The sequence below is a fragment of the Marinobacterium aestuarii genome (assembly GCF_001651805.1).
GTDB classification, from domain to species: domain Bacteria; phylum Pseudomonadota; class Gammaproteobacteria; order Pseudomonadales; family Balneatricaceae; genus Marinobacterium_A; species Marinobacterium_A aestuarii.
The window spans coordinates 1257784-1271662 of the sequence record NZ_CP015839.1; the positions used below are offsets into that span (position 1 = coordinate 1257784).

Consider the following 13879-nt stretch of genomic DNA (forward strand, 5'->3'; position numbering starts at 1 on the left):
GCTGGGTGTGCGGAAGCAAACAGCCTAGCTGCAATATAATAACAATACGGGCCAAGACCCGTTGTATGAGGAAGCATCATGCAAAATGAACAAGCATTAACGGGAGCCGCCATGGTGGATGAGCCGGCCCACACCAAGGCCGCCGGCGAGGAATCGCTGGCGCCGCAACAAACCCGAATCATGGGGCGGGTTTCCTACCTGCTAGCCTGGTTCGGTGGCTGTGTCTCCATCGGTACCTTTGCCATGGGTTCCAGCATCGTCGGTACGCTCAACCTGTTGCAGGCCTGTGCGGCCATCGCCATCGGCTGTTTCGTCATCGGTATCGCCCTGGCATTCAACGGCGCTGCTGGTTACAAGTACGGTATTCCCTTTATGGTGCAGGCGCGCAGTGCCTTTGGCTTTGCCGGTACCCGCTTCCCGGGGCTAGTGAGGGCAGTGCCGGCCATTGTCTGGTACGGCTTTCAGAGCTGGATCGGCGCCGGTGCCATTAACGCTGTTTCGGCCAGTCTGTTTGGCTTTGATAATCTGGTGTTTTACTTTGTGGTATTCCAGTTTCTGCAGATCGGTCTGTCGATGCTCGGTTTCCAGGGCATCAAGTGGCTGGAAAATTTCGGCAGCGTTTTCATCCTGGCGTCGCTGGTGTACATGTTCTACAGCGTGATCAATCGCTACGGCGATGAAATCACCACCAACCTGGTGAATATCGAGGGTACCTGGGGCTTGCCGTTCTGGGGTGCCACCATGCTGTTCCTGGGCATCTACAGCACCATGATGCTGAACGTGAGTGACTATTCACGCGAGCTTAAAAAGGGCACTGGCCCCGGTTTGCTAGCCACCTTGTACGCCATGTCTATTTTGCCCTGTACTCTGTTCATGGGTTTGATCGGCCTGATGGTCTCAGGTGCTACCGGTGTATCCGACCCCATTCAGGTGTTCGCCAGTGCGGTGGACAACCAGGCACTGCTGATCACCACCTTGCTGTTTATTGCCTTTGCCCAGGTTACTACTAACGTGCTGAACAACGTGGTGCCTCCCACCTATATCCTGATGGATGTGTTCAAGCTGAAGTTTCGCACTGCCACTATTCTGGTGGGTCTGGCGGCCTTTGGTACCTTCCCCTGGGAATTGGTGAAGGAAGAGTCTTCAGCGGGTCTGCAAACCTTTGTTCAGACTTACTCTGCTTTTCTGGGGCCGATCTTCGCGGTGATGGTCGTGGACTACTTTATCCTGCGTCGCCGCACTCTGGATATTTCGAAGCTCTATGACGAGAAGGGTCCTTACCGGGGTGTGAACTATGCTGCCATCATTGCGTCCCTCGTCGGTGCCGTGATTGCGCTCTGGTTCTCGTCCATTTCCTGGTATGCCAGCCTTATTCCAGCCGGTGTCACCTACTACCTGTTGATGAATAACTGGTCGGCCTGTGCACGTTTTCGTGACTGACAGCAGGGGGCCTGTGCGCTGGGCTTGACTGAGTACTCCCGCATAATGCAAAACGCCGGCCCCAGGGCCGGCGTTTTGCAGTGCAGCGCGAACCTAGCTTTTCTTCGCCATGGCGTCGCGGACTTTTTGCTGGGCCGCAATGACCGTCTGGCTGTGTTCCCGCGCAGCAGCACGTTGCATCCAGTCGGCCAGTTCAGGTTCCTGTTCCAGCATGTCCCAGTCGTATACGGGTTTGGTGATGGCGAGCACCAGGCCCATGATATGCAGCAGGGCAATATCGGCAAGGCTGAATTCCGAGCCTGCGACCCAGGGATCAAAGCGGGCCATGCGTTTAAGGGCAGCCATGCCCTTCTCTAGGGCGGGGCGAACCTCTTCATGGGCTTGCTGTGACAGCGGGGCGCCGAAGATCACGTGCCCCAGCAGTCGCCGCGCAGGCCCATCGAGATACAGCTCTGCACACTTGATGATCTCGCGTGTTTTGGCACGCTGATAGGCATCGCCGGGCAACAGGCTTGGGGTCGGGTGGGTTTCTTCCAGGTACTCGGCAATGGCCAGTGACTCGGACAAAAAACCCTCGGGTGTTTCTATGCAGGGGATCTTGCCCATCGGGCTTTTAGCCAGAAAGCTCATGTCCTGCGAGGGGGGAGCGCTGACTTCTTCGAAGGCGATGCCTTTTTCCAGCATGGCCTGCTTGACGATGTTGTAGTAGTTGCTGAGTGCGATGCCGTGAAGTTTGAGCATGGGTCACAGGTCCTTCTCGGTAGGTTGGTCTGAAGTTGCCCGGGAGCATTAGAGGGACAGTGCCAATGGCGACTGGTTCCCTTTGGCGCGGCTGGCTACAAAAAGCTCCACGCAATGCTGTCCGGCCATCATCATGGACCCGATTGGGAAAACTGGCCAGCCCCGCAGCGGTCGCCGAACATCTGTATGCGACCTCTGTGTCGGTATATCGAGACGTCTGGCATCTGCAGCAGGGCGGGTTTAAAATGCGCGCCTTCATGTTTTGTTCAGTGTCGCTGTTGTTAAATAGGCGCTATTGAGAGGCAGGGGCTGCAGTTTTTATTTGATCGAATTGCTACCTGTCTTATTTAGATGAGCACTATTCAAGTGGGTGCTGATTTAAAAGGGAAGCTTGCTTCAATAAGGCTCAGGCTACACAGTTTAAAACTGTTTACACTCTTGAGACTGCTGTTCATTCAACGCTTCCATTAAGCTTTTTTGCATGACTTTGTTTCGCACAACGCTGGATATCCCGAAGGAGATTCCCATGAAAAAGTCTCTGTTTGCCATAGTGCTTGTATCGCTGCTACCCGCCATGGCAATGGCCGGCAACAGCCTGACTGTTGACTCCGCCATCGGTGGTGCCCTGGGAGGTGCAGTAGGCGGTGCCCTGGGGGCTGAAGTGGGTGGTCGTGATGGCGCCATCATCGGAGCCGGTGTCGGCGCGGCTGTGGGTACCTCGATTAATACTCAGGGTCATCGCAGTGATTATCGTGAATCCAGTTATGAGCGCCGCGAAGTCTATTACTACGACGACGATGATCACGACCACAAACATAAGAAGCACAAGAAGCATCATCATAACGGTGGGCACTTTTGCCCGCCGGGACAGCACAAGAAAGGTCACTGTTAATTGACCGAATAAAAAAGCCGGAAGGGGAAACCCTTCCGGCTTTTTTATTGCGCAGGCGTAGCTGTTATTTTTTATTTCCCCTTTCCCCTTTCCCCTTTCCCCTTGTACCTCGCTTGCGGTTATCAGGTGGTCAGCTCTTCGAGCAGGGCTTCGAGCTCGGCAACCTTGGCTTTGAGCTCAACGACTTCCTGTTCCAGTTGTTCAATGCGGCCGCTGTCTTCGGGTTCGCGCACAGTGCCGGGCTCCGACAGGGGAGGCGGTGCCTTCTGGCCCGGCTCAATATCGCCATTGAACAGATGGGCATAGCGCGACTCCCGTTTGCCAGGTTCCCGTGCAAGCTTGACGATAAAGGGGCCGTCATCCCGGGTCATAAGCTTGTACAGTACCTTCTCCACTTTCAGTACATCGTCAAAACTGCAGAGTCGGTTGGTACGGGTGCGCAGTTCGCCGGGGGTTTGCGGGCCGCGCAGGAACATGACGCAGAGGATGCCCAGTTCCTGTTCGCTGAACTGCAGTACGCCGAATTCGGTATTGCAGAAGCGGTGCTTGTATTTTTGTACCCGGCTGCCGAAGCCGGATTCGTCCTTGACCAGGCGCATCTGGGTCAGTTCATCCAGGGTTTGCTGCACAGTGCCTTCATCCAGGTCCAGCACCGGGTCGCGGTTGCTTTTCTGGTTGCAGGCCAGGGTGAGGGCGTTCAGTGACAGCGGGTACTGATCCGGTGTGGTGATCTCCTTCTCGATCAGCGCGCCTATGACTCGGGTCTGGTAGAGCGACAGATTCAGGTCCATGGGTACTCCTTATTCAACCGCAGACGGATAGTGCTTGAGAGTAAAGTTAAACGGGAACTTTGGCCAGCCTTGCGCGGGAGCCATGTGACTAAGGTTGCGGGCTGCTATGGTTTTGGCAGCAGGTTTTTTCCCGAAATTCGCCTATGGCGGGAGTACAGCATGGACAATGCCTTTCTGAGCCGGCTGCAGAGTCGGCTGGATACACTGAGTGACGAGGGCTTTTTCAAGACCGAGCGGGTGATCGACAGTGCGCAGTCGCCCCTGATCCGCCTGGCCGGCGGCGACCAGGTACTTAACTTCTGCGCCAACAACTACCTTGGACTCGCGAATGATGAGCGCCTGGTTGAGGCTGCCGCCCGGGGGCTGGAGCGCCAGGGTTTTGGTATGGCCTCGGTACGCTTTATCTGTGGTACCCAGCAATCGCACAAGGATCTGGAAGTCGCGCTGTCGGCCTTTCTGAGTACCGAGGACTGCATTCTCTATTCCAGCTGCTTCGATGCCAATGGTGGCCTGTTCGAGACACTGCTTGAAGCTGAGGATGCGGTGATCTCCGATGAGTTGAATCATGCGTCCATCATTGATGGCGTGCGTCTGTGCAAGGCGACCCGCTACCGCTATCGCAACAATGACATGGCGGACCTGGAGGCGCAGTTGCAAGCCGCCGATGCCGCGGGGGCGCGCTTCAAGCTGATCGCCACCGACGGGGTCTTTTCCATGGACGGTGTGATCGCCGACCTGCGGGGCATCTGTGATCTGGCCGAGCGCTATGGTGCCCAGGTGATGGTGGATGACTCCCATGCGGTGGGCTTTGTCGGCAAGGGTGGGCGCGGCACCGTGGAGCACAGTGGCGTTGAGGGGCGGGTCGATATCATCACAGGCACCCTGGGCAAGGCGCTCGGAGGGGCGTCCGGTGGCTTTACCGCCGGGCGGCGCGAAATAGTCGCGCTGCTGCGTCAGTTGTCGCGGCCCTATCTGTTTTCCAACAGCCTGGCACCCAGTATCGTCAGCGCCTCACTGCGGGTGCTGCAGCTGCTTGAAAGCGCCGAGGGCGCGGCTCTGCGGGCTCAGTTGCAGCGCAATACGGCACGTTTTCGCACAGGTCTGCAGGCGGCGGGCTTTACCCTTGGCGGTGCCGGTCACCCGATCATTCCCGTCATGCTGGGTGATGCGGCCCTGGCGGCACGCATGGCTGATGCACTCTTGCAGGAAGGCGTCTATGTGATCGGTTTTAGCTTCCCGGTGGTACCCAAGGGCAAGGCGCGCATTCGCACCCAGATGAGTGCTGCCCATACCGATACCCAGATCGATGCCGCCATAGGCGCCTTTGCCCGGGTGGGGCATGCGCTGGGGGTGTTGTCATGAGGATACAGTCTTGAGCATACAGTCGAGGATAGAGCCATGAAAGCGCTGGCCAAGCTGGAAGCCGGCCCCGGGCTTAGTTTAATCCGTACCCGCATGCCCAAGGTCGGGCATAACGATGTGATGATCAAAATCCGCAAGACGGCCATCTGCGGCACCGACATGCATATCTGGAACTGGGACGACTGGGCGCAAAAAACAATACCGGTGCCCATGCACGTAGGGCATGAGTATGTGGGGGAAATCGTCAAGATCGGCCAGGAGGTACGCGGCTTCGAGACCGGTGACCGGGTGTCGGGGGAGGGGCATATCACCTGCGGTGCCTGTCGCAACTGTCGCGCCGGCAGGCGTCATCTGTGCCGCAACTCCGTGGGAGTGGGGGTTAACCGCGAGGGCGCCTTTGCCGAGTATCTGGTGATTCCCGCCTTCAATGCGTTTCGCATTCCGCCGGATGTATCCGACGACCTGGCGGCCATCTTCGATCCTTTCGGCAATGCTACCCATACGGCGCTGAGCTTCAACCTGGTGGGGGAGGATGTGCTGATCACGGGGGCAGGCCCCATTGGCATCATGGCGGTGGCCATCGCCCGCCATGTGGGGGCACGTACGGTGGTGATCACCGATGTAAACGACTACCGCCTGGGGTTGGCGACCCAGATGGGGGCGACCCGCGCGATAAATGTGCAGCGCCAGTCGCTGACTGATGTGATGCAGGACCTGCACATGCTGGAGGGCTTTGATGTCGGGCTGGAGATGTCCGGCGTGCCGGCGGCTTTCACCGACATGCTGGCGCACATGAATCACGGCGGCAAGATCGCCCTGCTGGGCATCCCCCCGGGGAATACGGCGATTGACTGGAACCAGGTGATTTTCAAGGGGCTGGAGATCAAGGGGATCTACGGGCGTGAGATGTTCGAAACTTGGTACAAGATGGTGGCGATGCTGCAAAGCGGACTCAACCTGGCGCCGGTCATTACTCATCACTTCAAGGTGGATGAGTTCGAGGCGGGCTTTGCCGCCATGCAGTCCGGCCTCAGTGGCAAGGTCATTCTCGACTGGACGCAGTAGGTAGCAGGTATCAGCTTGGGGTGTCGCTGTGGTGTTTGAGCGGGGGCTGCGATACTGTGCAGCACCAGCCACCCTAGCAGCCTGTCGGACTTACCACTGATCTACTGCGAAAAAGCCGACTTTGGTCATTTTTCGTCCTCTTTTTTGTTAAATAGAACCACTATTTGCCTCAAAAGAGCTCAAAAACTGCCTCAAAACGGACTTTCCCTCGCTACGATCGGCCCAGTTCGACAGGCTGCTAGAGGTGGCCCCTGTAACGAACACGCTGGAGACTCAAGCAATGCTGAACCTGAAACGGGCACTGCTGGTGCTGTGGATACTAATGCTGGGTGGCTGTGCCGCGGTGCAGTCTGATTTCGAGAAACCGCAGGTTTCGGTAACTTCTTTTAGATCCGTGCCCTCCGAGGGCATGGCGCCGCGTTTTCTGATCGGGCTGCATATTATCAACCCCAACCGGGAGGCGATCAGCCTGCAGGGCATCAGTTATCAGGTGTCGCTGGAAGGGCGCAAACTGCTCAATGGCGTGGCCAATGATCTGCCCGAGGTGCCGGCCTACGGTGAGGCAGACTTCAGTGTGACCGCTACGGCGGACCTGCTGAATGGTTTCAGATTACTGACCGATCTGCTGCAGTCCAGGCGTGACAGCGTGGCCTATGAGCTGAATGCACGGCTGGATCTGGGTGCTTATCTGCCCTACGTCAATGTGGTGGAAAGCGGTGAGCTGAATCTGGGCACGCTCTGACGACTGAGGCTGCGGCGGGTGCTGGTCTGAGTGTCGGTTTTTGGCGGGGTTTTAAAGCACGGTTAAAGCAGTGTCGGGCGGTTGCAAGCAACCGCCCGGTGAGGAAGCGCAAGGGTTACTTGGCAGCTTCGTAGGCAGCGGCGGCCTCAACGATGGCTGCGCGGGCGGCATCGGCATTCGCCCAGCCTTCAACCTTGACCCACTTGCCTTTTTCGAGAGTTTTGTAGTTCTCGAAGAAGTGGGAGATCTGATCCAGCAGCAGCTTGGGCAGGTCTTCAACGTCCTTGACGTCGTTGTAGGCCTGGCTCAGCTTTTCGTGGGGCACGGCGATCAGCTTGGCATCTTCGCCGGCTTCGTCGGTCATGTTCAGCACGCCGACAGGACGGCAGCGAATCACGGAGCCCGTGATGACCGGGTGCGGCGTCAGAACCAGCACGTCCAGCGCATCGCCGTCATCGGCCAGGGTGTTGTTGATGTAGCCGTAGTTGGCCGGGTAAAACATGGGAGCAGCCATGAAACGGTCAACGAAGACAGCGTCGGCGTCCTTGTCGATCTCGTATTTCACCGGGGAACTCTGGGCCGGAATTTCGATGATCACGTACAAATCGTTCGGCAGGTCTTTACCGGCAGGCACTTTAGCAAAGCTCATGCGTATCTTCCTGTTAGCAGTTTAAAGGTCGGGACTGAATGCAGTGGGGGATTATAGTCACAGACGGCCAGTCAGTTATATTCGACTTATGGCCGCCTGGCCCTGTGCATCCGGGTAAGTTATTTGTCCGTGCTGTGGTAGCTCAGCAGGGCTTCCACTTCTTCACTCGAGCCCAGGGCGATGGATACGCGTTCGTGTATCTCTTTCGGCTGGACATCCAGGATAGGGGCGTAACAGGTGCTGGCGATGCCGCCGGCCTGTTCGATCAGCAAGCTCATGGGGTTGCCTTCGTACATCAGGCGCAGCTTGCCGGGCTTGGCCGGTTCGCGAGCGTCCCAGGGATAGCTGAAAATGCCGCCGCGGGTCAGTACGCGATGCACTTCGGCCACCATGGAGGCGATCCAGCGCATGTTGTAGTTCTTGCCGCGGGGGCCATCGCTGCCCAGCAGCAGGTCGCCGATGTAGTTCTGCATGGCCGGTTCCCAGTGACGCTGGTTCGACATGTTGATGGCAAACTCGCGGGTCGTCGGCGGAATCTGGACGTTTTCACGGGTAAGGATGAAATCGCCCGTGTGGGCCAGGGTGAAGAAGTTCACGCCCTGGCCGGTAGTCATCGCCAGTACGGCGGAGGGGCCGTAAAGTACGTAGCCCGCGGCGACCTGACGACGGCCGCTCTGCAGGTAGGTTTTGTGCAGCGCCGGGTCTTCACCGGGGGTCAGTTCCAGCACCGAAAAGATGGTGCCGACCGATACATCGATGTCGATGTTGGACGAGCCGTCCAGCGGGTCGAAGGTCACCAGGAAGCGGCCATTCGGGTTGCCGGGAACAGGATCGTCCTCCTCTTCAGAGGCCAGGCCCGCCACCAGAGGGTTGTCCAGCAGGAGCTTTTTCAGTACATCGTTGGCGATGACATCGAGCTTTTTCTGGGTTTCGCCCTGCACATTGGTGTTGTCGGTGGTGCCCAATACACCGGCCAGTTCACCTTCACGCAGCTGCAATGCAATTTCCTTGCATGCGACCATCAGCGTGTTGATCAATTCGACCAGTTGTTCGTCAGTCTTCTGGTGTTTCAGGAACTGGCTCAGGAGCTGCATTGTTCTGCTTAAACCTTTAGGGTTCTGGAGGGGAGTTTCGGCGCAAAATTATACGGGACTTGGTGGCCATTTGCATGGTTTGGCGGCAAATTTATGCAGATTTAAACGGGTGCGGCCCTGGCCGTAAAACGGGTATCATGCCCCAAACCGATGTAGAACAGGATTCTGTTGCGTGCATATCCATATACTGGGCATTTGCGGCACCTTTATGGGGTCGCTGGCCATTCTGGCCAAGGAACTGGGGCACCGCGTCACGGGCTCCGACGCCAACGTTTATCCGCCCATGAGCACCCAGCTGGAGCAGCAGGGGATCGAGCTGACCCAGGGGTTTGACCCGGTACAGCTTGAGCCTGCGCCCGATATGGTGATCGTTGGCAATGCCATGTCCCGCGGCAACCCCTGTGTCGAGGCCGTGCTGGATCGCGGGCTGCGCTATCAGTCGGGTCCGCAGTGGCTGTCGGAGAACCTGCTGCACGAGCGCTGGGTGCTGGCGGTGGCGGGAACCCACGGCAAGACCACCACGGCCACCATGCTGGCCTGGGTGCTGGAGCACACCGGCATGGCGCCGGGCTTTCTGATTGGCGGAGTGCCGAAGGATTTTCCGGTATCGGCGCGCCTCGGAGATTCACCGTTTTTCGTTATCGAAGCCGATGAGTACGACACGGCCTTTTTCGACAAGCGTTCCAAGTTTGTGCACTACCATCCGCGCACGCTGATCCTGAATAACCTTGAATACGATCACGCCGATATCTTCCCTGATCTGGCGGCTATTCAGCGCCAGTTTCATCACCTTGTACGCATAGTGCCGGGCAATGGCCAGCTGGTGGTGCCGCGGGATCAGCCCGCGCTGGAGGCGGTTATCGAGATGGGCTGCTGGTCTGAGCTGGTGCGCACCGATGTTGCCGATGAGGGTAATGAGCGCGGCAGCGGCGATGAGGGCACTGAGGCGGCCTGGCAGGCGCGCCTGCTGAGTGATGACGGCAGCCGGTTCGAAGTCTGGTTCCAGGGCGCGTGCCAGGGCATCGTTGACTGGGCGCACACTGGCCGGCATAACGTCAGCAACGGCCTGGCGGCCCTGGTGGCGGCACGGCATGTGGGCGTACGGCCGCAGCATGGCATAGAGGCGCTGTGCCGTTTTGGCGGCGTGAAAAGGCGCATGGAGCTGGTGGGCGAGGTCGGCGGGGTCTGCGTGTACGACGATTTTGCTCACCATCCCACGGCCATCGAAACCACCCTGGCGGGCCTGCGTGCCCGAGTCGGCGAGGCGCCGATCATCGCCGTGGTGGAGCCGCGTTCCAACACCATGCGTCTTGGGGCCCACAGGGACGCCCTTGCACCTTCGGTTGCGGCCGCAAGTCAGGTGTACTGGTATCAGCCGCAGGGGCTGGACTGGTCCCTCGATGAGGTAGTGGCGCAGTCGTCGGTGCCGGCGAGCCTGGCACGTGATACCGCAGCCTTGATCGAGGAACTGGTGCGCGAAGCCCGTAGCGGCAGCCATATTCTGGTCATGAGCAATGGCGGCTTTGAGGGCATTCATCAGCGTCTGGTGCAGGCGTTGCGCGAACGGGAGGCCCTGGCATGAGTCAGAGCGATCCGCGCCGCATCACCCTGGCCATTACCGGAGCCTCAGGGGCTCAGTACGGTCTGCGGCTGTTGCAGTGTCTGGTGGCGGCGGATATTCAGGTCATGCTGATGATTTCCAAGGCCGCCCAGGTGGTGATCGCCACCGAAACCGACTTGGCATTGCCGGGCCGGCCGGACGAACAGCAGGTTTGCTTGAGCCAGCTGTACGGCGCCAAATCGGATCAGATTAGGGTGTTCGGGCGCGAGCAGTGGATGGCGCCGGTGGCGTCGGGTTCAGGCGCGCCTTCGTCCATGGTGGTCTGTCCCTGCAGCACCGGCTGCCTGTCGGCCATTGCCACCGGCGCCAGCAACAACCTGATCGAACGTGCCGCCGATGTGGCGCTCAAGGAGCGGCGTCAGCTGATACTGGTTCCCCGCGAGGCGCCCTATTCGGAGATTCACCTGGAGCACATGCTCAAGCTCACCCGCATGGGTGTGGTGGTGGTGCCGGCGAGTCCTGGTTTCTATCATCGGCCGCAGTCGGTAGAGGACATGGTGGACTTCATCGTCGCCCGTATCCTTAACCAGCTGGGGGTTGAGCAGACGCTGCTGCCCCGCTGGGGGGAAGGGTTGCTCTCATCCAGGGATTGACCCCGGTAATGAAATGTAACAGTGCCGAGGGTAGAATGCCGGCTGTCTAATCGTCAGGCTGTTGTGCGCCGTTGTTGTGCCAGCTCTGAATTTGCCGGGTCTGTGTTCGCTGTGTTTGCTGGCGCGGGGCCTGTGCCTAAAAGTTTGTGTTCAAGAAGGTCGTAATGAGCAAGATACTCGCACTGGATACCTCCACCGACGCCTGTTCCGTTGCCCTCTGGCAGGACGGTGAAGTGGTGGAAGATTTTCGCGTAGTGCCGCGTAAGCATATACAGCTGCTGCTGCCCATGGCAGACGCCCTGCTGAGTGAGGCGGGCTTGAGTGCCCGTGATCTGGATGCGGTGGCCTTTGGTCGCGGGCCTGGCTCCTTTACCGGTATTCGTATCGCTACGGGAATTGCCCAGGGGCTGGCGTTTGCAGCGGATATACCGGTTTTGCCGGTCTCCACACTGGCGGCCATGGCGCTGGAACAGGGGCGCTTGCTGGGGGCTGAGCGGGTGATCGCAGCCCTGGATGCGCGCATGGATGAAATCTACTGGTGTGCCTATCGGCTGGAAAATGGCCTGCCCGAAGCCATGCTGGATGAGCAGGTTTGTGCCGCCTCCGAGTTAAGGTTAATGGAAGATGCGCGCTGGCAGGGCGTCGGCCCCGGTTTCAATTATCTGGCGGACATGAGTGCTGCGGTGCAGGCGGCTATTACCGCGCCTGTGCTTGAGGTGTACCCAAGGGCCAGTGCGATGCTGCCGATTGCAGCGCGGGATCTGGCCTGCGGGCGAGGACTGGCACCTGAGGATGGGCTGCCGGTGTATATTCGTGAAGGTGGCTGGAAGAAAAAGGAACAGCAGTAAACATGGATATTTATCAGGCCATTATGCTGGCCGTGATTCAGGGATTGACCGAGTTTTTGCCGATTTCGAGTTCCGCCCATCTTATTCTTCCCTCGCAGTTGTTTGGCTGGCCTGATCAGGGTCTGGCCTTTGATGTCGGGGTGCATGTCGGCACCCTGGTGGCGGTGATGTTCTATTTTCGTGCGGACCTGGCGCGACTGATTAGCGCCTGGTACCGCTCTCTTGGCGGCACCCGCACGGCGGACTCGGCCCTGTCCTGGTATCTGCTGCTGGCAACGTTGCCGGCGGTATTTGCGGGCTTTTTCCTCAGCAATATGATCGAGCACCTTGCCCGCTCGATTCTGGTGATCGCAGGCACCACGCTGATCTTTGGCGCCCTGCTGGGCTGGGCGGACAGCCGGCGCCAGGAAGTGCGTACACTGGTAAACCTGGGCCCTAGGGATGCGCTCTGGATCGGTCTGGCCCAGGCCATGGCGCTGATTCCGGGTACATCCCGTTCCGGTATTACCATGACCGCAGGTCTGATGCTGGGATTTGATCGCGATGCTGCGGCGCGTTTTTCCTTCCTGCTGTCCATTCCGATTATCGTTGGCGCCGGTGTTTTCAAGGGCATTGATCTGGCGCAGTCAGGCTCCGCCGCCAGCTGGGAACTGGTAGGGCTGGGTGCCGTGCTGGCGGCACTCAGTGCCTGGGCCTGTATCTGGCTGTTTCTGAGCTGGCTGAACCGTATTGGCATGCTGCCCTTCGTTATCTACCGGCTGTTGCTGGGTGTGGCCTTGCTGGTGGTGTATTTCGCCGCTTAATAGGCTCTGGCCGAGCGTTGGCGTTTATTTCCGGCGCGTTATTGGCGATACTGGAATCCCTTAATGCGCCAGACTTGATGTATGCAGATAGGTTCCAGTTTTCGCCTGCCGGCACCCCGGGCGGCGCTCAAGCGTCGCCAGGCTGATCGCAGCGCCACCGAGCCGCAGGAGCTGGTGCGTGAAGGGGAGTGGGAGCCGCGTCTGGCGAGCCAGGGACAAGGACGTCGGCGTGATGCCCAGGCTGATGCGCACTTTGCCTCGCTGGATTATCACAGTCAGCGCGCGCTGCTGGCTTATGATGCTACCCAGTCGCGCAATCCCTCGGGCCTGGCCGATGTGGCCTTTGTCGATGTGCTGATCTGACGGTCAGCCCCCGCACCTTATTTATCCGCAGCGCGCCAAAGCTGCCCCTGAATAGACCTCCTCATATAGACCTCTTCATGACAGAATCCGCCAGTCTTGCCGTTGAGTACACTCACCCCGAACACCTAACCCGCGCCCGGGAATTGTCTGAGCAGCTGGGGCTGAACTTACTCTGTGGCGCAGATCTTGGCCGCTGTGACTATGAGTCGCTGCTGCGTGTTACCCGCGAGGGGCTGCAGTTGCAGCCCACCGGGCGCAAGGCGCCAGGTCCTGTGTGGGTGGATTTTGTTGGCGGAGCCGTGGCCCATCGGCGGCTGCACGGTGGCGGCTCCGGCCAGCTGATAGCCAAGGCCGTGGGCGTGCGCCAGGGCGTGCGCCCCAGGGTGGCGGATGTGACCGCGGGCCTTGGGCGCGACAGCTTTGTGCTGGCGAGCCTTGGCTGCGAGGTGCAGCTGATTGAACGTGTTCCGGTTATTCAGTTGCTCTTGGCCGACGGCCTGGGCCGGGCTCGGCAGGATGATCTGGAGGTGGCAGAAATTGTCGCCCGCATGCAGCTGATAGAGGCGGACAGCATTACCTGGCTGGCCGAGCAGGCGGGGCGTGAAGACAGACCCCAGGTGGTCTATGTGGATCCGATGTTTCCGCACTCGGACAAGAGCGCCCTGGTGAAAAAGGAAATGCGGCTGTTCCGCGATCTGGTGGGCGATGATGCCGATGCCGGCCTCTTGCTGGAGGCCGCTCTTGCGGCGGCGGCCAACCGGGTGGTGGTGAAGCGCCCGCGCAAGGCGCCGGTGATTCCGGGCCCGGCCCCCAGTGTGCAGCTGGCGGGCAAGTCCAGTCGTTACGATATTTATGCGCTGAAAAAGCTGGCTTAG

Annotated in this window: 15 protein-coding genes; 11 read left to right on the forward strand and 4 right to left on the reverse strand. The window is 59.1% G+C overall.

The window, feature by feature from the left end; all coding sequences use genetic code 11:
- Window positions 1–78 precede the first annotated feature (78 nt).
- Window positions 79–1440 (forward strand): NCS1 family transporter, encoded by a 1362-nt coding sequence (locus A8C75_RS05515; RefSeq protein WP_067379234.1) that lies wholly within the window; start codon window positions 79–81, stop codon window positions 1438–1440.
- Between the two features lie 93 nt (window positions 1441–1533).
- Here A8C75_RS05515 and A8C75_RS05520 read toward each other — a convergent pair whose 3' ends face one another.
- A complete protein-coding gene (locus A8C75_RS05520; RefSeq protein ID WP_067379236.1) occupies window positions 1534–2181 on the reverse strand; it encodes a glutathione S-transferase family protein in 648 nt (215 codons plus the stop codon).
- Window positions 2182–2707: 526 nt separating this feature from the next.
- On the opposite strand from A8C75_RS05520, the gene A8C75_RS05525 reads away from it, so the two are divergent.
- Complete coding sequence (locus A8C75_RS05525; RefSeq protein WP_067379239.1) at window positions 2708–3073, forward strand: glycine zipper domain-containing protein; 366 nt, start codon at window positions 2708–2710, stop codon at window positions 3071–3073.
- A 122-nt stretch (window positions 3074–3195) separates the two neighbouring features.
- Here the strand turns inward: A8C75_RS05525 and A8C75_RS05530 are convergent, their stop codons facing one another.
- A complete protein-coding gene (locus A8C75_RS05530) occupies window positions 3196–3864 on the reverse strand; it encodes a YceH family protein (protein WP_067379240.1) in 669 nt (222 codons plus the stop codon).
- A gap of 159 nt (window positions 3865–4023) precedes the next feature.
- On the opposite strand from A8C75_RS05530, the gene A8C75_RS05535 reads away from it, so the two are divergent.
- The 3 genes from A8C75_RS05535 (at window position 4024) to A8C75_RS05545 (ending at window position 7033) form a co-directional block, all read left to right on the forward strand.
- Complete coding sequence (locus tag A8C75_RS05535) at window positions 4024–5226, forward strand: glycine C-acetyltransferase (protein ID WP_067379243.1); 1203 nt, start codon at window positions 4024–4026, stop codon at window positions 5224–5226.
- A gap of 36 nt (window positions 5227–5262) precedes the next feature.
- Window positions 5263–6291: an L-threonine 3-dehydrogenase gene (gene tdh / locus A8C75_RS05540; RefSeq protein WP_067379245.1), complete on the forward strand. Its 1029-nt coding sequence runs from the start codon at window positions 5263–5265 to the stop codon at window positions 6289–6291.
- 280 nt (window positions 6292–6571) lie between these two features.
- Window positions 6572–7033, forward strand: a complete 462-nt coding sequence (locus A8C75_RS05545; RefSeq protein ID WP_067379248.1) for an LEA/WHy family protein — start codon at window positions 6572–6574, stop codon at window positions 7031–7033.
- 115 nt (window positions 7034–7148) lie between these two features.
- On the opposite strand, the gene ppa is transcribed toward A8C75_RS05545, so the two are convergent.
- Window positions 7149–7682, reverse strand: coding sequence for an inorganic diphosphatase (gene ppa, locus A8C75_RS05550; RefSeq protein WP_067298721.1), 534 nt, complete (start codon window positions 7680–7682; stop codon window positions 7149–7151).
- A 119-nt stretch (window positions 7683–7801) separates the two neighbouring features.
- Window positions 7802–8776: a class 1 fructose-bisphosphatase gene (locus A8C75_RS05555; RefSeq protein ID WP_067379251.1), complete on the reverse strand. Its 975-nt coding sequence runs from the start codon at window positions 8774–8776 to the stop codon at window positions 7802–7804.
- Between the two features lie 172 nt (window positions 8777–8948).
- On the opposite strand from A8C75_RS05555, the gene mpl reads away from it, so the two are divergent.
- The 6 genes from mpl to A8C75_RS05585 all read left to right on the forward strand — a co-directional run bounded on the left by mpl (window position 8949) and on the right by A8C75_RS05585 (window position 13879).
- Window positions 8949–10358, forward strand: a complete 1410-nt coding sequence (gene mpl / locus A8C75_RS05560) for a UDP-N-acetylmuramate:L-alanyl-gamma-D-glutamyl-meso-diaminopimelate ligase (RefSeq protein ID WP_067379254.1) — start codon at window positions 8949–8951, stop codon at window positions 10356–10358.
- Window positions 10355–10990: a flavin prenyltransferase UbiX gene (locus tag A8C75_RS05565; protein WP_067379257.1), complete on the forward strand. Its 636-nt coding sequence runs from the start codon at window positions 10355–10357 to the stop codon at window positions 10988–10990. The genes mpl and A8C75_RS05565 overlap by 4 nt, the downstream gene beginning before the upstream one ends.
- 164 nt (window positions 10991–11154) lie before the next feature.
- Entirely contained in the window at window positions 11155–11838 is a 684-nt protein-coding gene (gene tsaB, locus A8C75_RS05570) for a tRNA (adenosine(37)-N6)-threonylcarbamoyltransferase complex dimerization subunit type 1 TsaB (protein ID WP_067379260.1), read from the forward strand.
- 2 nt (window positions 11839–11840) lie between these two features.
- Window positions 11841–12641, forward strand: coding sequence for an undecaprenyl-diphosphate phosphatase (locus A8C75_RS05575; protein WP_067379263.1), 801 nt, complete (start codon window positions 11841–11843; stop codon window positions 12639–12641).
- Between the two features lie 81 nt (window positions 12642–12722).
- Window positions 12723–13004 carry a hypothetical protein gene (locus tag A8C75_RS05580; protein WP_067379267.1) on the forward strand — a complete coding sequence of 94 codons (282 nt, stop codon included), beginning with the start codon at window positions 12723–12725 and terminating at the stop codon, window positions 13002–13004.
- 77 nt (window positions 13005–13081) lie between these two features.
- The gene (locus A8C75_RS05585; protein ID WP_067379269.1) at window positions 13082–13879 is read left to right on the forward strand and encodes a class I SAM-dependent methyltransferase; all 798 of its coding nucleotides are present in this window, start codon (window positions 13082–13084) and stop codon (window positions 13877–13879) included.